The sequence below is a fragment of the Anaerococcus lactolyticus S7-1-13 genome, from assembly GCF_000758765.1.
Lineage (GTDB): Bacteria > Bacillota > Clostridia > Tissierellales > Peptoniphilaceae > Anaerococcus > Anaerococcus lactolyticus.
This window is the reverse complement of record NZ_JRMW01000038.1, coordinates 112,323-133,097: the sequence shown is the minus strand read 5'-3', so window position 1 is coordinate 133,097 and position 20,775 is coordinate 112,323. Positions and strand designations below refer to the sequence as shown.

Sequence of the window (20,775 nt, the reverse complement as noted above, 5' to 3'; positions counted from 1 at the left end):
TAAAAACGTTCTATATTATCTTTATATATCTATTAGTGGCAGTTTCAATACTTGCAAGTTTTAGCCAGCTTATTAGCTTTAAATATAAGTATGGGAATTTTAACTTTGGGGAAATGATTCTTCTAATGTTTAACGACTCCTATACTGGATATTTTACTTTTCCTTTTTTATTAGGCTTTGTTTTGATGATTCAAAGTCCAGTTGAACAAAATATATTCTTCACTCTAACAAGGTACACAAATAGGAAAGAATTTTATAAAAACAAACATACAAAAGTTATTAAAAGCCTTTTAGCCTATGTAGGTTGTATTTGTTTATTTTGCCTAATAGTAGGGATAGGATCTTCAAACTTTGGACTTAATATTTCTCAAGCAACAAAAGAATTTGCAAATCTTTATTTGCTAGGGAATTTTGAAACGAATAACATAATTTTGGAAATATTTAAGCTAGTCATTTTGCAGGTTTTGCTCCTATATTTCTTTTCCCTAGTCCATGCTCTTTTAATACAATTTAGGATTTCACAATCCCTTGTATTTGTCATATATACAGGCATCCTAATAATTGCGGCAGGAATGAGTTTGGGATTTTTTGGGGATGTGATTAAGGATTTTTCCCTTTTTTCATTAGCAAGTTCAATTAATGGATGTGGGATAAAGTTTATTTATAGGTTGTTAGTCCTAGCAGGTATAGATTTGATTTTGCTTATATTGAATTTTAAAATATTTGAAAATAAAGACATTAACCTTCCAAAGGGAAGTAAAGAGTATCAGAACGAGTAAGGAGGTAGAATATGGATCTTATAAGATTAGAAAATGTATCAAAAGCTTTTGGAAATAAGAAAGTAATAGATAATATTTCCTATAATTTTGAAGCAGGTAAAATATATGGGATTGTCGGAACAAACGGGTGTGGAAAGAGTGTTTTATTTAAGTTGAATTCAGGCTTAATGAAAGCATCTTCTGGTAAAATTATAGTTAATAAAACAGTTGTTGGAAAAAATGGGGCTATGCCAGCTGACTTGGGTTTACTAATTGAACATCCAGGATTTTTACCAAACCTAACAGGATTTGAAAACTTAGACCAATTAGCTGCTATAAAAAATAAAATCACCAAGGCAGATATTGAAGAGATCTTAAAAGAGGTAGCCTTGTACCAAGATAAGGATGTAAAGGTAAAAAAATATTCTTTAGGAATGCTCCAAAGACTAGGAATAGCCCAAGCCCTTATGGAAAAACCAAAACTCCTGCTCCTTGATGAACCCTTTAATAGTATGGATTACGAAGGAGTAGTAGAACTCAGGGAAATAATTAAGTCTTACATTAGAAGCAGTGGAGCTACAATGCTTATCACATCCCACAACAAGGAAGATATCGACATCTTATCTGACCAAGTTCTAATTTTAAAAAATGGAAAACTAAAGGAATTAAAAGATTGAGAAAAAAACTCAATCTTTTTTGCTAAAACATTATAAATAATTTGTGTGTGGTCCCTTATTCACTTTATATTATTCATATTTATATTATTATCACTAAAGAAGATTTTGGCAGACATTAAAGTATGCTTTAATATTTGGTAATTTAATTTTGTAAAAAATTATAATCTGTTATAATAAATATGTTATCACTCCTATACTGATAGCAGTTAGGAGGTGATTTGTATGAAAGAACTGATTTCCTTTTTAGTGTCTGTTGCGGTTGGCGTAACTACTCATTATGTCATCAAGTGGTTAGACGGATACATTAATAGTGATAACTAACCCAAAACAAAAAAAGACGAGTTGCCTCTCGTCTTTTTTGTGATTCGTATGAATCTGATTTCCTTTTACTCAATCTTATTATACTACTAGCATTATATTATTTCCAATATTATCTTATTGCATTTTTTAAATAAATTAATTACCAAACAAATCCAGAATATCTTTCATTTTTCTTTAAAAAATTTCCAATATAAGTTATACTATAAGGTAGGATAGTGTTTTATGCTATTTTGATAGTTAAGGAGATATAATGAAGAAAACTGTTATGTTGATTGATGGGTCGAGTTTGATCTTTAGGGCTTTTTTCGCTCTACCAAACCTTTCCAACAATGACGGGGTTATGACTAATGGCGTTTATGGTTTCTTGACCATGTATAGGAACGCCTTTGATAAATACAAGCCTGATTATGTTCTTGTGGCCTTCGATAGGTCTTCTAAGACCTTTAGGAATGATGAGTACAAGGATTACAAGGCTAATAGGGATAAGACTCCAAATGAGCTTTCCTACCAGTTTGGGATTTTGAAGGATGTTCTTGATTCTATGGGGGTTAAGTACACTGACCTTGATGGTTTCGAGGCTGATGATATAGTTGGCACCTACGCAAGGATGGCCAAGGAAGCTGGAGATGAGGCTGTTCTTATCACTGGTGATAGGGATTATTTGCAGCTTGTTGACGATAATGTCCTTGTATATCTGACCAAAAAAGGCGTTTCGGATACTGTAGAGTACACAGTTGATAAAATCAAAGAGGAATATGGGATTACTCCTAAGCAACTTATTGATGTGAAGGGTTTGATGGGAGATAAGTCGGATAATATTCCTGGTGTTGATGGCATTGGCGAAAAGCGTGCTTTAGAATTTATTAGAAAGTATGGGTCAATTGAGAATCTTTACGACAACCTTGATGAGATTTCTGGAAAGAAGACCAAGGAAAGTCTAGAAAACAATGAGGCTGTTGCCTATATGTCTAAAAAAATCGGCACCATTGTAACTCACGCTCCAGTAGAATTTGAATATGACGATCTTGCACTTGGTGAAGTTGACAAAGAAGGACTTAGGGAGAAATTTTCAAAACTTAATTTCAATAAGTTTTTAGAAGAACTTGATGGGGACGGATCTGAAAGTGAAAGCAAGGAATTTACCTATAAAATTGGCGGAAATTTAAAAGACCTAATTGATTCTAGCAAGAAAACCAAGGAAATTTTCTTTAAATCAGTTTATGATGGTGAAAATTATATCCATTCTGAAATCTATAGGCTAGCTATTAAGACTAAGGATACTGACACTTATATAATCGAGCCAGAGAAAATTTCTGAACTAAAAAATATTTTTGAAGATAAAACTATAAATAAGATTTCCTTTGATATTAAAGAAGAGATGGTGCTTTTGGATAAGCTAGGCATTGACCTAATTGGTCCTTATGATGATTTGATGCTCATGCACTATTTAATTGACCCATCCAGGTCTTCCTACGATTTGAAACTTTTAAGTCAGTCATATTTGACCTATGAACTTGATAGCGATGAAAGTCTAATTGGCAAGGGAGCTAAGACTAAAAAATACGCTGAAGTTGACCAAGATGACCTTGCGAAGCTTTTAGCTAGTCAAGTAAATGCCATAGAAGATTCTAGAGATAAGGTCTTTAAAAACTTGGCTGAATATGAAATGGTTGACCTTTATGAAAATATAGAAAAAAGGTTGGCAAGGGTGCTTGCTTCGATGGAAATAATTGGATTTGGCACTGACAGGAAAATCCTTGAAGGTCTTAAGGCAGATTTAGATAAGCAAATCGAAGCAATAACATCAGAAATTTACGACCTAGCTGGTAGTGAGTTTAATATAAATTCAACTAAGCAATTGGGCGAAGTTTTATTTAAGGACTTGGACCTTCCGGTTGTAAAGAAAACAAAAACCGGATTTTCTACAGATGCAAAGGTGCTTGAAAAGCTTAGAGATAAGCACCCAATTATTGAAAAAATCGAAAGATACAGGGAAATTTATAAATTGCGTTCAACCTATATAGAAGGGCTTGAGAATGCTATTGATGAAGACGGCAGGATTAGATCAACCTTTAGGCAAAATATTGCTTCGACAGGCAGACTTTCAAGTCAAGAGCCAAACCTACAAAATCTTCCAATCAAAACCGACGAAGGAAGGGCCATTAGGAAGGCCTTTAAGGCAGGCGAGGGCAAGATTTTAATTGATGCTGACTATTCACAAATTGAATTAAGAATTTTAGCAAGTCTTGCAGATGATAAGAATATGCAAGATGCCTTTAACCATGGCATTGATATCCATACTCAAACAGCTTCAGAAGTTTTCCATACTCCCCTAGATGAAGTCACAAAACTTCAAAGATCTGAAGCCAAGGCAGTAAATTTCGGTATAATTTATGGTATAAGTGACTATGGCCTATCGCAAAATTTGAATATTCCAAGACCTAGGGCCAAGGAGTATATTGACAAGTACAAAAAATCCTACCCACAAATCAAGGAATACATGGATGACGTCGTACAACTCGCTAGAAGCCAAGGCTATATAGAAACTTTATTTAAAAGACGCAGGTATATACCAGAAATATCTTCGAGAAATTTTAATGTCAGAAGTTTTGGTGAAAGGATTGCCCTAAATACACCAATCCAAGGCACAGCTGCTGACATAATTAAAATAGCAATGATAGATACCTATAATAAGCTTAAGGAAGAAGGCCTTGATGCCAAAATTATCCTTCAGATTCACGATGAAATAATCATAGAATCCAGCGAAAAGGATAAGGAAAAGGCACGTGATATCCTTAAGAAATGCATGGAAGGTGCAGCAAATCTCAAGGTAGACTTGCTAGTAGATATTGGTTTTGGAGAAAGCATGTATGAATCCAAATAAAATAGTAATTACAGGCACAATCGGTTCGGGCAAATCAGCTGTAAGTGAAATTGTTAAAGATTTAGGCTTTAAAGTCATAAGTGCCGATGAAGTTAATAAAAAACTTTTGGAAGAAGGTGGGCAAAATTACGAAGCCATCAAGGCAGATCCCTTCTTTAGAAAGGCCTTTGACGGCAATATCCTAGATAAGAAACATCTGGCAAAGATGATTTTCTCGGCGCCTGACCTTATGAAAAGGCTAAACTCTTTGACTCATCCCATAATTGCAAGGGAAATTGAAAACGAAATTGATAGGATTGGTGAGAAAAATATTTTTATCGAGATACCATTATTTTATCAAATGACAGTGAGATTCCCTGCTGACTTGGTTTTATTTGTTGAGGCAGATAAAAATATCCAAGCCCAAAGACTGGCGAAAAGAGACGATATTGGTGGATTTTATGCAGAGTCAAAGATAAGAAACCAAGAAGCCCTAATGGGTCCAAGGTATGCAAATGAAATTGTAATTAAAAACAACACAAGCCTTGAAGACCTAAGGGAAAATGTAAAAAAAATCCTAAGAATGGAGAAAATTTATGAAAGTAATTAAATGGTTTGGCAAGCTTATAGGTTTTATCTTTCTTGCAATCTTAATTTTATTTGTAGTTTGTTATGCTACCATAGCCTATCAAACTTCAAGGACAAGGATTAGCTACCAAGATGAGATTTATAAGTGTTCTGAAAAGTATAATGTGGACCCACTTTTAACAGCATCAATTATAAAAGTAGAATCAGATTTTGATAAGGATGCTAAGAGCCATCAGGGAGCCCAAGGTTTGATGCAACTACTAAATGAAACTGCATCCCATGCAGCAGAGTTGACTGGCAAAGAATATTTTCCAGACAAGCTATCTGATGTTGAATACAACTTAGACTTGGGTATAGCTTATTATGATTACCTTTATAGGTATTACAATAATAGGGACCTTGCCCTTGCAGCTTACAATGGTGGGGTAGGTAATGTTGACAAATGGATAAAGGAAGGTTTGCTTGACCCAGCAAATCCTGATGTTTTAAAAATTCCATTTGAAGAAACTAGGCAGTATGTAACTAAAATTGATGCAAATTATGATGTGTATAAAAAATTTTACAAGAAGGGTCTGCCTAGCGAAAAGAGAATGGCTAATCTAAAGCAGTTGGCCTTTGATAATTTTATGGTTTTTATCGAAGATATTATAGCAAATATTAGATAAACCATTGAGAAATTTCCCGATATAATCTATAATATAGGTATCGGGAAATGAAATTTTTTAAGAAGGAGAAATTTATGGCAGCTAATACTGTGACATTTGCCCACGGTGTTAAGATGGAAGAATACAAAGAGCTTTCAGAAAATAGCAGTCTTCATACTGCAAATATACCAAAGCTTGTAACTATTCCACTCACCCAACATATAGGTGCACCAAGCAAATGTAATGTTAAGAAAAATGACGAAGTTGCTGTAGGAGATCTTTTAGGATCTGCAGTAGGTAACTTTTCAGCAAATATCCACTCCTCAGTAGCAGGAGTTGTAAAAGATGTTATCGATATTCAAAGTGCCTCAGGCAAAAATTGCAAGGCAGTTGTAATCGATACAGAAGGTTTCGACCAAGAAGTAGAATATACCGAGGTTGAAAACGTAACCCTAAGCCCGGAAGAAATTGTAGCTAAGGTCAAAGAGGCAGGAATTGTTGGTATGGGTGGCGCAGCTTTCCCAGCGCACATCAAATATTCACCAAATAAACCAATAGATACTGTAATAGTAAACGGGGCAGAGTGTGAACCTTACATAACTTGTGATGACTACATAATGAAAAATTATCCTTTACATATAATAAAAGGACTCATCCAAGTACTTAAGGCTGTAAATGCCAAAGATGGCGTGATTGCTATAGAAAATAACAAGCCACAGGCTTACAAATCTATGACAGAAGCCTTAGCAGAGTTTGCCAAGACAAATAAATTTGATGGAACAATCAAAGTTGTTAGCCTTGAAACTAAATACCCACAGGGTGATGAAAAAAGACTTATAAATGCAATCCTAAAAAGAGAAGTACCATCAGGTGGACTTCCAATGGATGTAGGAGCAGTTGTATCTAATATTTCAACTGTAAATGCGATTTATGAAGCCCTATTTATGGGTAAACCACTTTATGAAAGAATCCTTACAGTGACAGGTAGGACAGTTAAAAATCCTCAAAATATGCGCGTAAGAATTGGTACAAGTTTTAATGACCTCATCGAAGAAGCAGGCGGTGCTGAAGAAATTGCCAAGGTTATTAACGGTGGACCAATGTGTGGTATAGCCCAACCTGACCTTAATAAACCAGTAGAAAAAGCAACAAACTGTATCTTAGTTTTTGATAGCAAGGATGCCTTCATAGAAGATCCTACACCATGCATCAGATGTGGTAGGTGTGTAAGCGTATGTCCGGTATTCTTATTACCAAACTACATCCACAAACATGCCCTTGATGGTAGGTTTGAAAAGGCAGACGAAGAAGGAGCACTTGATTGTATTGAGTGTGGTTCTTGCTCATTCGTTTGTCCAGCCAGAAGACCATTAGTTGAGGCAATAAAGTTTGCTAAGAGACAAATAAGACAGGCAGGAAAATAGGGGGAAATATGGAAAATAATAAACAATTATTAGTAACAGCTTCTCCACATATTAGGAGTAAAAGAACAGTTGCAAATGACATGCTTGATGTTATTATTGCACTAATTCCAGCAGGCGCCGTTTCTGTTTACTACTTTGGTTATAGGGCTCTAGTTCTTATCTTAGCATCTGTGATCACTTGTGTATTGGCTGAGACAATATTTAATAAATGCACCAAAAGGCCTAATTCGGTAAAAGACCTATCAGCAGTTGTAACTGGTATCTTACTAGCTTATAACGTGCCATTTACACTTCCAGTATGGCAACTTGTAATTGGTTCTGTATTCGCAATTGTAATTTGTAAGATGCTCTATGGTGGTATTGGTCAAAATATCGTAAACCCAGCCTTAGGTGCGAGAGCATTTTTGATGGCATCTTGGTCATCTACAATGACAAACTTTGTACCAACTGAAAGAGTAGCAACACTTAAAACAGTTAGCGATGTATCAATGCTAACAGCAGCAACACCACTTTCTGATCCAAAATCTTACACAATTATGGACTTATTTATAGGTCACATACCAGGTTGTTTGGGTGAAATAAGTGCGCTTGCCTTATTAATCGGTGCTTTATACTTATTAGTTAGAAAAGTAATTCACATAAGAATTCCACTAGTATACATACTAACAACTACCGTAATCCTTGCAATCTTTGGCGATAAGGTAAATCTAGAATATATACTCAAAAATATTTTATCTGGTGGTCTAATCCTTGGTGCCTTCTACATGGCAACAGACTACACCACAGCTCCAATAACTCCAAAAGGACAAATCGTATTTGGCTTTGGTTGTGGATTAATAACTGCAGTTATTAGACTTTGGGGTGGATACCCAGAAGGTGTTTCTTATTCAATCTTACTTATGAACCTCCTAGTACCAGTTATAGAAAAACACACTAGGGATAGGATTTTTGGTAAGGCCAAGGCAAAAAAAGGAGGAAAAAATGAACAATAGTTTAAAATTAGGTTTTAAATTACTTCTTATTACCTCAGTTACAGCCCTAGCTCTAGCCTTTACAAATAACATGACTAAGCCAATCATAGAGGCTCGTCAACAAGAAGAACTAGAAGAATCTTTGTCAGTTGTTTATAAGGCAGATAGCTACGAACAGCTAGATGTTGAAAAGCCTGATACAATAGAAGCCGTTTACAAGGCTAAGGGTGCTGACGGGGACGGATATGTTTTCCAAATCCTATCACCAGGTGGTTATGGTGGCGCTATAGAATTTTTAATCGGTGTTGACAAAGACCATAACATAACTGGATTTGCTCCACTAAACCATTCAGAGTCTGCCGGTTTCGGTAAGCAAATGGAAGAAGATTTCTTCAAACAAGGAATGGTTGGAGTAAATATGGACAAAGAAGTTAAGGCAAGTAAAACAGGTGGAGAAAATGAAATAGTTGGCATAACAGGTGCCACAATTTCAACTACAACTATTCTTAGAGGTATTAACGCCGCTAGAGAAGTACTTACTAAGCTAGAATAGGAGATATCATGGAAAAACAAACAGATAAAAAACCAAGGGTAAATTATGGCAAAATATTTACCGATGGTATTATTAAAAACAACCCTGTCCTAGTACAGATGGTTGGTATGTGTTCAGTACTAGCTATATCTTCATCATTAACCAATGCTGTTGGTATGGGAGTATCTGTAACCTTCGTACTTGTAATGAGTAACTTAGTTATATCATTACTTCGTAATTTCATCTCAGATGAGATCAGAATCCCATCATTTATCGTTGTAATAGCAGGTTTCGTAACTATAGTTCAAATGCTAATAAAGGCTTATGCTCCTGCTCTTGATAAGAGCTTGGGTATCTTTATCCCACTTATAGTTGTAAACTGTATAATCCTAGCTCGTGCTGAAGGTTTTGCATCACAAAACGGCCCAATCCCATCAATCGTAGATGGTATCAGCCAAGGACTTGGTTATACAATAGCTATTTCAATCCTAGCTTTCTTTAGGGAGTTATTAGGATCAGGAACACTTTTTGGCATGGCAATCTTACCAGAAAAATACACCATAGGCTTCATGGTTCAACCAGCATCATCATTTATAGTCCTAGGTCTTATATTTGGTGCCTTCCATGCTATAATGAACAGAAAGAATAATTAGGAGTTATTATGGCAGAATTATTTAAAATTATAATAGCAACTATATTTGTATCAAACTATGTATTAGGACAATTCTTAGGTATCTGTCCAACCCTCGGTGTAACCAGCAAGGTAGAAACAGCAAGAGGTATGGGCTTTGCAGTAATCTTTGTAATAGTACTTGCGACAATAATTACTTGGTTTATCCAACACTACATACTAGAAGCATTTAATGTGCAATACCTACAGACAGTTGTCTTTATCTTGGTAATTGCGACCTTGGTACAATCAGTAGAAACAGTAATGAAAAAATCAATGCCAGCCCTTTATGGTGCTCTTGGTGTTTACCTACCACTTATCACAACAAACTGCGTGGTATTAGGTGTGGCTATTAAGGCAATAGACTTATCATACAACCTTGTAGAGTCAACAGTTTATGCCTTTGCAGCATCAATTGGTTTTATGCTTGCAATCGTACTACTTGCTTATCTAAGAGAAAAAATCGAATACAACAATGTGCCTGAGTCATTTAAGGGAGCTCCAATGTCTCTTATAACCCTAGGTCTAATGGCTATAGCCTTCATGGGCTTTGCAGGTTTAGCATAGGAGGAAAGAATGCAGAATTTATTATTGCCGGTAGCAATCCTTGCTATAATGGGTTTTATCTTTGCGATAGCCCTAGGCTTTATATCAGAAAAATTTCACGTTGAAAAATCAGTTAAAGAAGCAGCAGTTAGGGAATGCCTTCCAGGTGCTAACTGTGGTGCTTGTGGTTTCCCTGGTTGTGACGGACTTGCAGCAGCAATCGCCAAGGGCGAAGCTCCTGTAAATGCTTGTGCTATTGGTGGTGCAAGTGTTACTGCAGCAGTAGCCAAGGCTATGGGAGTTGAAGCAACTGGTGCTGATGAAAGAAAGGTTGCCCTCGTAAATTGTAACGGTAACTGCGAAGCAGCTAAAGACCAATATAAATACCAAGGTCTTGATGATTGTAGGGTACAAATTGCCTTATTTGGTGGCAAGAAGGCTTGTGATTATGGTTGTATCGGTTGTGGTACTTGTGAAAAAACTTGTCCATTTGATGCAATTCATATCATAAATGGTGTTGCCAAAGTAAATAGGGATAAGTGTGTTGCTTGTAAGAAGTGCGTAGACGTTTGTCCAAAAAATATCATCCAACTTGTACCATTTAATCAAAAACAAGCAGTACTTTGCTCATCACATGATAAGGGCAAGGACGCTAGGGCTAAGTGCTCTAATTCTTGTATAGGATGTTCAATCTGTGCTAGAACTTATCCAGAAGCATTTGAAATGGACAACTTCCTATCTAAGGCTGTAAATGTTGATGGTATTGATTTAGAATTACTAAAGACAGCAGCAGATAAATGTCCAAACAAATGTATAAATATATTTGAATAAAACGTGAAGAAGACCCTCCGGGGTCTTTTTTTTATGGGCAAAAACTATATAATATATCCATGATTAAATTATAAAATATTTAGATAGAGATATGAGGTATATATGAAAATAAAAAAAGGAGATATAATTGTAATTGTAGGTCTTATACTCTTAAGTTTTGGCATCAATTTTGCAATTAATAAGGCTATGTCCGGCTATGAAGGAGATATGCTTGTTGTAGAGCAAAATGGAAAAGTCATAAAGAAACTTCCTATGGATAAGGATACTGAATTTAAAGTGGAATATGGTGGTCACTATAATACAATTGTGATCAAAGATAAGAAAGCCTATATGAAAAAAGCTGATTGTCAAGATCAAATTTGTACCCATATGCATCCTATAGACAAGGAGGGGCAATCTATTATTTGCCTACCTCATAGGTTGTTTTTGGAAGTCGAAAGCCATGGGGATAAGAAAGATAAGAAGGATAAGGAAGATGGAATAGATAAGGTGGTTCAATGATGGGAAAAAACATTAAAGATTTAACTAATATGGCCCTTTTGGTAGCCCTTGCCCTTATAATTTCACTTATAGAATTACAAATTCCAGTTCCTGTGCCTATACCAGGTGCAAAACTCGGACTTTCCAATATAATAATACTAGTAAGTCTTTATTTTTATGGATTTAAGGCAAGTCTTACCATAGCCCTATTAAAAAGTTTTATGCTGGTGTTGATAACCGGAGCGGTGACTTCGTTTTTCTACTCAGCAGCAGGTGCTATTCTTTCATCAATCGCTATGGCGATTGGATTAAAATATCACGACAGGTTATTTTCATTCATTGGAGTTAGTGAGATAGGAGCCTTTGCTCACAATTTGGGACAAATAATAGTCTCTGCTATTATAATGGAAAATATTAAGATGTTTACTTATTTTCCAGCCCTAGTTATAGTTGGGACCTTTAGTGGTTTTTTTGTTGGGCTCTCCTCAAACTTTATTATAAAGCATATGAAAAAAATAAACATCGGAGAAAATGTTTAATGAAACAAACTATCAAGGATATGAAGCTTACAGATAGGCCAAGGGAAAAACTTATCAAGTTTGGCCACGCCAGCCTAAGTGAAAAGGAGCTTCTAGCGATTATAATATCAACTGGCACAGATAAGAAAAATGCGATTGAACTTGCAGAAGAAATCCTAGCCACCTTTAGTGAAGAGGCTCTTCTTGAAATAGAAGTGGAGGAGTTGACTAAAATTAATGGAATCAAAGAAGCCAAGGCCTCAAAGATTGTAGCCAGCCTTCAATTTGGCAAGAGGATTAAGGAAAAAATTCTGAATAAGAAAAAATATCAAATAAATTCAAATGAAGAAGCCTATGAATTTATTAAGGATACTATTAGTCTAAAGGATAGGGAATATTTTTATACGATTTTACTCAATAACAAGAATGAAGTTATTTCAAAAGAGCTGATTTCAATTGGCGACCTATCATCATCTATAGTTAATCCTAGGGAAGTCTTTAAGCCAGCTATAAAAAAATCAGCCAAGTCTATGATACTTGCCCACAACCACCCTTCGGGTAATCCTAGCCCATCAAAGGCAGATTTGCTCATTACCCATAGGTTGATAGATGCGGGTAAAATCCTTGATATCACTGTTCTTGACCATTTAATAATTGGTCATGGAACATACGTAAGTTTGAAAAAAGATAATTATATATAGGAGTTTAGGATGAAATTTAAGATGATTGCTACAGATTTTGCCATAGACCTTGGCACTAGCAATATTTTAGTATATAAAAAAGGCGAGGGCCTTATAATAAATGAACCATCAAGCCTGGTTCTCGACGAAAATCACACCAAGGTTATCGCTGTGGGTCAACAAGCCAAGGACATGCTAGGCAAAACTCACGAGGATATTCAAGTTGTAAAACCAATTAAAAATGGCGTTATAACTGACTTTAACCTTACAGAGGCCATGTTAAATTACTTTTTTGATAAGGTAAATGTCGGCTTTAGCCTAATCCAACCAAGAGTTGTCATAGTTATACCATCAGGCATCACAGACATACAAAAAAGAGCTGTAGAAGATGCAGCCCTCCATGCAGGAAGCAGGGATATAATCTTAGTTGATGAGTCTTTAGCTTGCGCTTATGGTATGAACTTGGCACCTAACGAACCTAAGGGAATTTTACTAATAAATATGGGAGCTGGCACAAGTCAGGTAGCTGTTATTTCCCTAAATGGAATTGTAGTATCATCTACAATCAATAAGGGTGGAGATTACCTTGATGAAAAGATTGTTGATTATTTTAGGGAAGAGAAGAGCCTAGAAATTGGTAAAAACACAGCTGAAGAAGTAAAGATTAAGCTGGCTAGCCTTAAGGTAAAAGACGGCAATAACGAGATGGAAGTAAATGGCAAGGATTTGAATGATTCAAGGCCTAATACTGTAAAGGTCTTATCTAGTGAATTAGTTTCATGTATCCTACCTTTTGCTGATGAGGTTTGCGAAATGGTATTGGCAACCTTAGAAAAGACCCCACCAGAAATTTCTTCAGATATAAAGAAAAATGGGTTTGCTCTATCCGGATCCCTATCACAGCTTTCAGGCCTGGCAGAATATATAGAAAAGAAAATCGGTCTTAAATCTTATCGTTCTGAAGATCCTTCAAAAGATGCTATTTTAGGAGCTGGACAAATTTTAGAGGATCCGGATAAGTTTTTACAATATCGTAAGTAGGTGACTATGGCATATAAGAGAGTTAAAAAAGATAAAAAGCCTTTCATTTTGACAGTTGTAGGTCTAAGTTTACTTATAATTATTTCTAGTCAAACAGAAGGCCTATCAAAAACCGGGTCAAACCTCGCAAATTCTATTTTTAAACCAATAGAAGGGGTGACATATTCTATCTCATCAGCAATAATTGAGCAGATAGAAAGAACAATTGGTTCTAAGGAAACCCGAGAACAAGTACTAAAATTAGAGGCTGACAACAGGTCTCTTGTAATGGAAAATGCAAGACTTCTTGCTACTATAAATAGGGAAGAATTTCTAAAAGAAGAAGCCCAGGCAACTAAGGGAACCGACAATAAGTATATAAAGGCTAAACTTATAAATACAGATGTTAATTCCATGACCACTCATTTTAATATAGACAAGGGTGCAGTTGATGGGATTGAAAAGAACGATATTATCCTTCAAGCTGTTGGAGATAGCAAATTTTATACAGGCCTTGTAGGCAAGGTCACAGAAGTTTACCAAACAACAGCCAGGGTTGAAACAATAAATTCAAATAAAAATGACGTATCCTTTGTAAATGCAAACTCAGGCGATTACGGAGTAATAGATATTTTTAATAAAAACACCATCCAAGGTTACATGATTGACCTAGAAAGTAAGATTAATGAAAAAGACATCCTTCTTACAAGTGGCTTGGGAGGAATTTATCCTTACGGTATCTACATAGGCAGGGTATCCACAGTAACAATGAGCGAGGATTCATTAAGGAAAAATATAACTATAAAATCACCAGTTGATTTTTCACACCTATATAGGGTCTTGGTATTAAAACACGACTCAACCTATACCATAGATGATAGACCAGTAACAAAGGAGAAAAAGCAAAAGGAGGGAGAAATCTATGAATAAATTTAAGAGTTTTTTGATTTTATTTATAAGTTTTATTTTACAAACCTCAATCTTTTCTAAAATTGATATCCTGGGAGCGAATATAAATATAATAATCCCAGTGACCATTGCCTTTTCACAAATACTGCCAAATAAGACAGGAAGAGTTGGGGGCCTTATTGTAGGTCTATTTGAGGACCTCCTATTTACAAGCTTAATCGGTGTAAGAGCCTTATCTTACTACCTAATAGGGGTGGTATCCTCAGGGGAATTTATAAAAGTTTCTAAGGATAAGCAGGCAGGTATTATTGTGTGCATCCTTGCAACTTTTTTTAACTTTGTATTGGTCAATGGTATTTATTATGTTTTTGGCAAGAGCCTCAATTCTATAACAGGCTACTTGGGTTTAGAAATTATAGTTGAAGCTATCTTTAATTCGGTAGTCTACTTAGGCTATTATGAACTAATCAAAAAAACAATGTATGTACCAACCTATAGGATTTAGAGGGGTTTATGAAAAATAGTAAAGAGAATAGACTAATTTTCATCCAGGTAATTGTGGTAGCCGCCATCCTTGTCATAGCCTTTAGACTTTTTAATGTAATGATTTCCAAGGGAGATTATTATAGGGACCTATCTGATAATAGAAAGGTTAAGGAAGTTGACGAGCTTGCCAGTAGGGGCAATATCTATGATAGAAATGGCAAAATCCTAGCCACATCAATCCCATCATTTGCTATCAAACTCTATAAAGACGAATTGATGGCCTTGAAGGATGAAAAAAGAATTGATTTAATTGCAGATCTTGTAGATATCCTTGAAGAAGATGGGGTTAACTATACTGAAGATTTCAATATAAAATTAAATACATTTAAATATAAGAATAAAGAAGATTATTTTAAGAAAAAACAAATGCCAATCGAAGAAGTTGTTGATAAGCTAATTGACAATGATTTGATTGAAGAGTTTTTGCTATCTTGCTATTCAGAAGATGGAATCAAATATGAAACACTAAACACAGCCATCCTTGCTCTAAAGAAAAGGGGGATAGTTGTGCCAGTTCATATAAGCCAACAGGATGGTAAACTCAAGGTAGAATATAAAAAAAATTATGAGAAAAAACTTGCCTCTATTGGTCACAAAAAGGACGACGATCCAATAGACGTAATCCTAGAATCAGTCGGTGAAGACAGGTCTGTACTCTTATCAATTTTGCAAAATTCACATGCAAGGATTCTCGCCTATAAGATTTTGGACGCCAATAAACTATTGGGTGACCTTGCCATGGATGCTTATTCTATAAAAAGTGACCAGGACCTAATAGAAAAAAAGGCCAAACTCCACAAGGTCTTTAAAAAAATTACTCTTGATTCAAAGGCAAGCGATGATTTTTATGAGATAGTAAAAAATGCGACAATCAAAGATGTCTTAACATCTGCCATGGTTGATGATAAGGGAGCCTACATTATTCCTGCCAATATGTTAATAGAAGAACTTGAAAACAAGGGCATATATGCTAACTTTGAAACTGAAGTTATTACAGAAAGCAAGGATGATAAAAACCAGTATTCGGTTGATGTAAGGTTTAAAAATCCTCAAGCAGGTTCGGCTGTAGATGAACTAGCACGACTAGCTGAAGAACATGGATTAATAAAGCCTTTAATCTTATCAGAATATGTAAAATATATGGCACAAAATGCCAACACTAGAAATAATATTTATCCTAATATAGACATTACTCAAGATGATCCTGAGGATTGGAAATACACCTTCACTATTGATAAAAAAGATTTTTATACCCACTATGCGAATAAGGATAGGGCAAATTCTACTAAGGCAACTGTCGAAATCCTGATGAATGAAAAAGATGGGAAGAAAATTTTAGAATATCTTAAAAAAGTAAGCAATCTTGATTCCTATAATGATGTTGAAGCTGTAGGCATCCTTACTATTGACAATACTCTAAATAGGCAGGGTTCTTTTGGTTATAGGCCAATAAATATTGTCTACAACCTAGATGAATCTACAGTTTTAAAAATTGAAGAAAAAATTGACACTACTTCAGGAGTTGTTGTTGAAACTATACCTATTAGGTCTTATCCGAATAGGAATCTGGCAAGCCATGTTCTTGGTTACATGGGACCAATCGCAACACCAGAAGAAGTTGATAAATACGTTAAGGAAAGAGCTTATTTGAGGGATGAAATAATTGGTAAGACTGGTATAGAAGAATCCTACCAAGACAACCTCAAAGGCAAAAATGGTAGGTCTTTAGTTACTGTTGACTCAGCTGGAAATAGGAGAGAGACCATCTCCCAAACCAAGTCAGAGCCAGGTGATGATGTCTACCTATCAATTGATGCCAAACTACAAAAACAAGCAGAAGATTCGCTTAAGGGTGTTCTGGAAGCTCTTAGGGAAACAGGCTACTATGAGTCAGAGTACGGCACATTTAGACCATTTAAAATGGCACCTCACGCTGAAAGTGGGGCGGTAGTAGTATCTGATGTTAAGACAGGCGAAGTATTAGCCCTCGCATCTTATCCTAACTATGATCCAAACTTATTTTCTACAGGAATCTCTACTTCCGATTGGGAAGCACTCCAGGTTGAAGAAAGTGAAGGACCACTTGCTCCAAGGCCAATGCTAAATATAGCTACTCAAACAGCAGTAATGCCTGGTTCTACCTTCAAATTAGTCACAGCCCTAGCAGCTCTTGAAAAAGGCCTAGACCCTCTAGCAGTTAACTACTGTCATGGTTTCATGGAAATAGGAAACAGGAGATTTTCTTGCTTGGTTTACACAGAAAGTGGTATGACCCATGGAGAAGAAAACCTCTATGGAGCTATAAGAGATTCATGTAACTATTATTTCTACACCCTAGCTCTCGGAGAAAACCCAGAAGATGGCGATACTCTTTCAACAAAGCTTGAGCTAAATGATATTAGACTTGCTTGTGAGATGTTGGGTCTAGATGAAGAAACAGGAATAGAGATAAATATTCCAAAAGAAGCCAGGGGAAATGTTCCATCAATTGGCAAAAAAGTTGAAGTTACAAAACTCATGCTTAAAGAATACCTAGAAAAAAATCTTACCCTCTTTATAAAAGAAGGCGTTAAGAAAACTAGGACAGAATACGAGCAAGATATAGCAGATATAGTTAAATTTACAGACAATCCAAATGAGTGGTCAAGGAAGGCTATAGTTGATTTCTTTGATGAAAGAGGCTACGATTCGCTTATGATTCCTGAAGGCCAAAGGGCAGGACTTGCTGATACAATTAAGTACACCTATCTTAACCAGGCAGTTTGGGATATAACCGATATGCTTAATATCGTAATTGGTCAGGGACAAAACTCCTATACACCAATCCAGATGAATAGGGCCATAGCAACCATAACCAATGGTGGTTACTTAAATAAGTTCACCCTAATAAATAAGATCAAAAACCACGACTCTGGTGAAGTTTTATTTGAAAATGTGCCAGAAAAAAAGAGAATAGATATTAAGGATAAAAAATACCTAGAAGATATTAAGTATGGTACATTACTTGTAGCTAAGAATAATGCTATGCTAAAGCAATTACCTATAGATATTGGTATTAAAACCGGTACTGCGGAAGTAGAAGGTAAAAACTCTGATGGAACAGACTATGATACCTACGCTTGGATGGTAGGTTTTGCACCTTATGATAATCCAGAAATAGCTATTTCTATTGTATTAACGCAGGGTGATACATCTTACAATGCATCTCCGATTATGAGAGATATCATTGCTAGGTATTTTGATTTGAATGTTGAGATGATTAATGCAGAGGCAACTGCCAAAGACATTCAAAATTTAGGCGAATCTACAAATGGTAATACTCAGAACCATGGACGTTAGTAAGAGGAAATTATGCAAATATATCTAATAAATGGGAAAAACAATATAGGCAAAACTGATTTTGCTGTAAATTTAGCAGAAAGACTTTCTGAAGATAAGAAAGTTTTGCTTACATCGTTTTTCAGAAGCGAAAAATTAAATATAGAAGATTATTACAAAAAAGATGGTATGGTTAGCTACGATATATCTGATCACTTCCTAGGTCTTTGTGACCTGGAGAGGGTTGTGGTTAATGAGAATGCTAACCTTGGCTTTATCATAGCGCCTCTCCTTGAAGGCAAGTATGATTTCATGATTGATGACGTTTATAGCCTAATTGATGAAGCAGATGCAGATGTTTTAATCATAGACAACCTTGATTTAACTATTAAGGATGCTATAAAAATTGAGATAATTGATAAGGCTGATATAGACAAGGATATTCATGCAGATTATTATTTTATAAACCGATGCGATGCTGACTTTGATCCAAGATTTTTCAAAGAAAAACTTCTTGGCAAGGGAGCAACTTATCTTGGATTTGTAAAGGAGAATGAATATTTTAAAAAAGTCATAGATAACCTATTAAAAGGTCAAGCTGAGCCGATAGGGGATTTAGGTCTTGTTGAAAAAATAATGAGGGTTTTCAAAAAGTGAAAATAATTTTTGATGATAAAAAAGAAAAAATCCTTATGAGAGTAGAAAACGAGAGAGTCATGGAAGTTATTTTCTATGACTCTCTTCTTCATAATATCTATAGGGGCAAGATTGAAAATAAGATTGATAGTCTTAAGGCTTATTTTGTTAAAATTTCTGAAAATGAATCATTGTTCTTAAAATCAACTCTAGCTTATAATATTGGCGATAACGTCATTATTCAATATGTGAGAGAGCCTGCTAATGGCAAACTGGGGCTTGCTAGTGAGAATTTTAGCCTAGAAAACGAAGCTTACACCCTAACAAGGTATCCGCTTAAAAAAAGACCTAGACTTAAAAAAGGCAAGGCAAAAGATGAGACCCTATATAAGGAAATCTTAGCAGAAAAAGAAAGACTCATTAATGAAGAGAAATTTTTTCCAAGCCCAAAACTCCTAGTGGAAAATTCAAGCAGAGATTTTTATCTAGCTTCCTATAGGGATTATGAAATAAGGGATTTTGATGTTAGAAATTCTAGAGAGTTTTCAAATCTTAAGGAAGAATTAAAAAAATCGGAGCTAGGCTATAAGGATCTTTCTATTATAATTGATGAACTAAAAACTCTAACTGTGATTGATGTCAATACAGCCAAGAGGAAGTCAAAATTAAATAAAAAAGATTTTCTCCTAAATGTAAATTTAGAGCTAATTGATTTTATTGTTTATAATTTGAAACTAAGAAATATTGGCGGGATGGTCGTTATAGATTTTCTAAGATCAGATGGAAAGGAAGAGCTAAGGGAAGCCTTTAATGATGCGGCGAGTAGGTATAAGTTAGAAGCTGAGGTCTTTGGCTTTAGTCAGATGGGTCTTTTTGAAATTTCTATAAAAAGAAGAGGCGATAGTTTAAAAGCAAAACTTGAGAAAAGAAATTTACTTTTCTAAGTTAAATGCTTTTACTAAATCCTCTTTTTCTTTTTTTGTTAGTTTTTTTATCCTTGCTTCAAGCCTAAGGCCCATAGACTTGCTGTCAACTCTTTTATAATAAACAAGACTTACAGGTAGCCTTGACCTTGTGTATTTAGCGCCCTTACCTGAATTATGGGTTATAAGTCTTTCTTTCACATCGGTTGTATAGCCAGTATAAAGACTGCCGTCTTCACACCTTACAATATAAACAAAGTGCATTAGGAAAATCTTTCGTTTAGGACTAGGTTTATGATGTCTATATCAAAACCCTTGCCAGCAAGGTGCCTAAAGACCTTGGCCCTATTTTCATAAGAATAGTCATTTTTAATTTTCTTATCTGCAAAAAATCCGGCCTTTTCAGCCTCTCTTTCGTTACTTATAAGGCAGAGGTTGTCCTCTATGAGGTTCTCATCGATATGTTTTTGTTTAAGCATATACTTAATCTTACCCCTAGACCAAGAAGAAATCTCATCCTTATCCCTTATGTAGGCTTTGACATAGGCTTCATCATCTAAAAATCCATAGGAATCAAGGTAGGAAATGATCTTTTCTATAACATCTGCAGAAAATTTTTGGTCCTTAAGTTTTTGCCTAATTTCATAGGTTGATTTTTGTGAAAAAGAAATTTTATTGAGGGCGAAATTTTTAGCCCTATTAAACTCATCATTGGCAAGGATTTTCTTATAGATCGGAAAATCTATCTCTTTTTCAAGCTCAAAACCATTTTCGTAATAAAGATCATAGTCTACATAAAATCTTTCCTTGGATATGGTTAGCCTAATCAAATTGTACTTGTCAGAGTATTCTATATTTTCGATTATCATTTCATGGACAAGATTGCATTATATATAAGTGGAGCGACCATGGCTATTGAA

At 35.3% G+C, this 20,775-nt stretch carries 22 protein-coding genes; 20 read left to right on the top strand and 2 right to left on the bottom strand.

Going from position 1 to position 20,775, the window contains the following annotated elements:
• The first annotated feature begins 35 nt into the window (after window positions 1-35).
• The 20 genes from HMPREF1630_RS06985 to HMPREF1630_RS06885 all read left to right on the top strand — a co-directional run bounded on the left by HMPREF1630_RS06985 (window position 36) and on the right by HMPREF1630_RS06885 (window position 19,876).
• Window positions 36-779, top strand: a complete 744-nt coding sequence (locus HMPREF1630_RS06985) for a hypothetical protein (protein WP_231549527.1) — start codon at window positions 36-38, stop codon at window positions 777-779.
• Between the two features lie 11 nt (window positions 780-790).
• Window positions 791-1,435, top strand: a complete 645-nt coding sequence (locus HMPREF1630_RS06980; RefSeq protein WP_037328341.1) for an ABC transporter ATP-binding protein — start codon at window positions 791-793, stop codon at window positions 1,433-1,435.
• Between the two features lie 571 nt (window positions 1,436-2,006).
• A complete protein-coding gene (gene polA / locus HMPREF1630_RS06970; RefSeq protein WP_037328337.1) occupies window positions 2,007-4,640 on the top strand; it encodes a DNA polymerase I in 2,634 nt (877 codons plus the stop codon).
• Window positions 4,627-5,229 (top strand): dephospho-CoA kinase, encoded by a 603-nt coding sequence (gene coaE, locus HMPREF1630_RS06965; RefSeq protein ID WP_037328335.1) that lies wholly within the window; start codon window positions 4,627-4,629, stop codon window positions 5,227-5,229. The genes polA and coaE overlap by 14 nt, the downstream gene beginning before the upstream one ends.
• The gene (locus HMPREF1630_RS06960) at window positions 5,216-5,872 is read left to right on the top strand and encodes a lytic transglycosylase domain-containing protein (protein WP_004829947.1); all 657 of its coding nucleotides are present in this window, start codon (window positions 5,216-5,218) and stop codon (window positions 5,870-5,872) included. The genes coaE and HMPREF1630_RS06960 overlap by 14 nt, the downstream gene beginning before the upstream one ends.
• A 74-nt stretch (window positions 5,873-5,946) precedes the next feature.
• Window positions 5,947-7,275, top strand: coding sequence for an electron transport complex subunit RsxC (rsxC, locus tag HMPREF1630_RS06955; protein WP_037328333.1), 1,329 nt, complete (start codon window positions 5,947-5,949; stop codon window positions 7,273-7,275).
• A gap of 8 nt (window positions 7,276-7,283) precedes the next feature.
• Entirely contained in the window at window positions 7,284-8,267 is a 984-nt protein-coding gene (locus tag HMPREF1630_RS06950; RefSeq protein ID WP_004829950.1) for an RnfABCDGE type electron transport complex subunit D, read from the top strand.
• Window positions 8,257-8,799, top strand: coding sequence for an FMN-binding protein (locus HMPREF1630_RS06945; protein ID WP_004829953.1), 543 nt, complete (start codon window positions 8,257-8,259; stop codon window positions 8,797-8,799). Before HMPREF1630_RS06950 ends, HMPREF1630_RS06945 begins: the two co-directional genes overlap by 11 nt.
• Window positions 8,800-8,807: 8 nt before the next feature.
• On the top strand, window positions 8,808-9,431 hold the full coding sequence (rsxE, locus tag HMPREF1630_RS06940) for an electron transport complex subunit RsxE (RefSeq protein ID WP_052039403.1): 624 nt from the start codon (window positions 8,808-8,810) through the stop codon (window positions 9,429-9,431).
• An 8-nt stretch (window positions 9,432-9,439) separates the two neighbouring features.
• The gene (locus tag HMPREF1630_RS06935) at window positions 9,440-10,015 is read left to right on the top strand and encodes an electron transport complex protein RnfA (protein WP_004829958.1); all 576 of its coding nucleotides are present in this window, start codon (window positions 9,440-9,442) and stop codon (window positions 10,013-10,015) included.
• Between the two features lie 9 nt (window positions 10,016-10,024).
• Window positions 10,025-10,825, top strand: a complete 801-nt coding sequence (locus tag HMPREF1630_RS06930; RefSeq protein ID WP_004829959.1) for an RnfABCDGE type electron transport complex subunit B — start codon at window positions 10,025-10,027, stop codon at window positions 10,823-10,825.
• Between the two features lie 102 nt (window positions 10,826-10,927).
• The gene (locus HMPREF1630_RS06925) at window positions 10,928-11,326 is read left to right on the top strand and encodes a NusG domain II-containing protein (protein WP_004829963.1); all 399 of its coding nucleotides are present in this window, start codon (window positions 10,928-10,930) and stop codon (window positions 11,324-11,326) included.
• Complete coding sequence (locus HMPREF1630_RS06920; RefSeq protein WP_037328331.1) at window positions 11,323-11,844, top strand: Gx transporter family protein; 522 nt, start codon at window positions 11,323-11,325, stop codon at window positions 11,842-11,844. Before HMPREF1630_RS06925 ends, HMPREF1630_RS06920 begins: the two co-directional genes overlap by 4 nt.
• Window positions 11,844-12,524 (top strand): RadC family protein, encoded by a 681-nt coding sequence (gene radC / locus HMPREF1630_RS06915; RefSeq protein WP_037328329.1) that lies wholly within the window; start codon window positions 11,844-11,846, stop codon window positions 12,522-12,524. The genes HMPREF1630_RS06920 and radC overlap by 1 nt, the downstream gene beginning before the upstream one ends.
• A gap of 9 nt (window positions 12,525-12,533) precedes the next feature.
• Complete coding sequence (gene mreB, locus HMPREF1630_RS06910) at window positions 12,534-13,544, top strand: rod shape-determining protein (protein ID WP_037328328.1); 1,011 nt, start codon at window positions 12,534-12,536, stop codon at window positions 13,542-13,544.
• Between the two features lie 6 nt (window positions 13,545-13,550).
• A complete protein-coding gene (mreC, locus tag HMPREF1630_RS06905; protein WP_037328326.1) occupies window positions 13,551-14,453 on the top strand; it encodes a rod shape-determining protein MreC in 903 nt (300 codons plus the stop codon).
• Complete coding sequence (gene mreD / locus HMPREF1630_RS06900; protein WP_037328324.1) at window positions 14,446-14,937, top strand: rod shape-determining protein MreD; 492 nt, start codon at window positions 14,446-14,448, stop codon at window positions 14,935-14,937. Before mreC ends, mreD begins: the two co-directional genes overlap by 8 nt.
• 8 nt (window positions 14,938-14,945) lie before the next feature.
• Entirely contained in the window at window positions 14,946-18,317 is a 3,372-nt protein-coding gene (locus tag HMPREF1630_RS06895) for a penicillin-binding transpeptidase domain-containing protein (protein WP_037328322.1), read from the top strand.
• Window positions 18,318-18,329: 12 nt separating this feature from the next.
• Entirely contained in the window at window positions 18,330-18,953 is a 624-nt protein-coding gene (locus tag HMPREF1630_RS06890; protein WP_004829975.1) for a P-loop NTPase family protein, read from the top strand.
• Window positions 18,950-19,876 (top strand): ribonuclease E/G, encoded by a 927-nt coding sequence (locus HMPREF1630_RS06885; protein ID WP_037328320.1) that lies wholly within the window; start codon window positions 18,950-18,952, stop codon window positions 19,874-19,876. Before HMPREF1630_RS06890 ends, HMPREF1630_RS06885 begins: the two co-directional genes overlap by 4 nt.
• Here HMPREF1630_RS06885 and HMPREF1630_RS06880 read toward each other — a convergent pair.
• Window positions 19,865-20,119, bottom strand: a complete 255-nt coding sequence (locus HMPREF1630_RS06880; RefSeq protein ID WP_037328318.1) for a GIY-YIG nuclease family protein — start codon at window positions 20,117-20,119, stop codon at window positions 19,865-19,867. The two genes, HMPREF1630_RS06885 and HMPREF1630_RS06880, sit on opposite strands and share 12 nt — an antisense overlap.
• Complete coding sequence (locus HMPREF1630_RS06875; RefSeq protein WP_037328316.1) at window positions 20,119-20,724, bottom strand: regulatory protein RecX; 606 nt, start codon at window positions 20,722-20,724, stop codon at window positions 20,119-20,121. The genes HMPREF1630_RS06880 and HMPREF1630_RS06875 overlap by 1 nt, the downstream gene beginning before the upstream one ends.
• Between the last annotated feature and the right edge of the window lie 51 nt (window positions 20,725-20,775).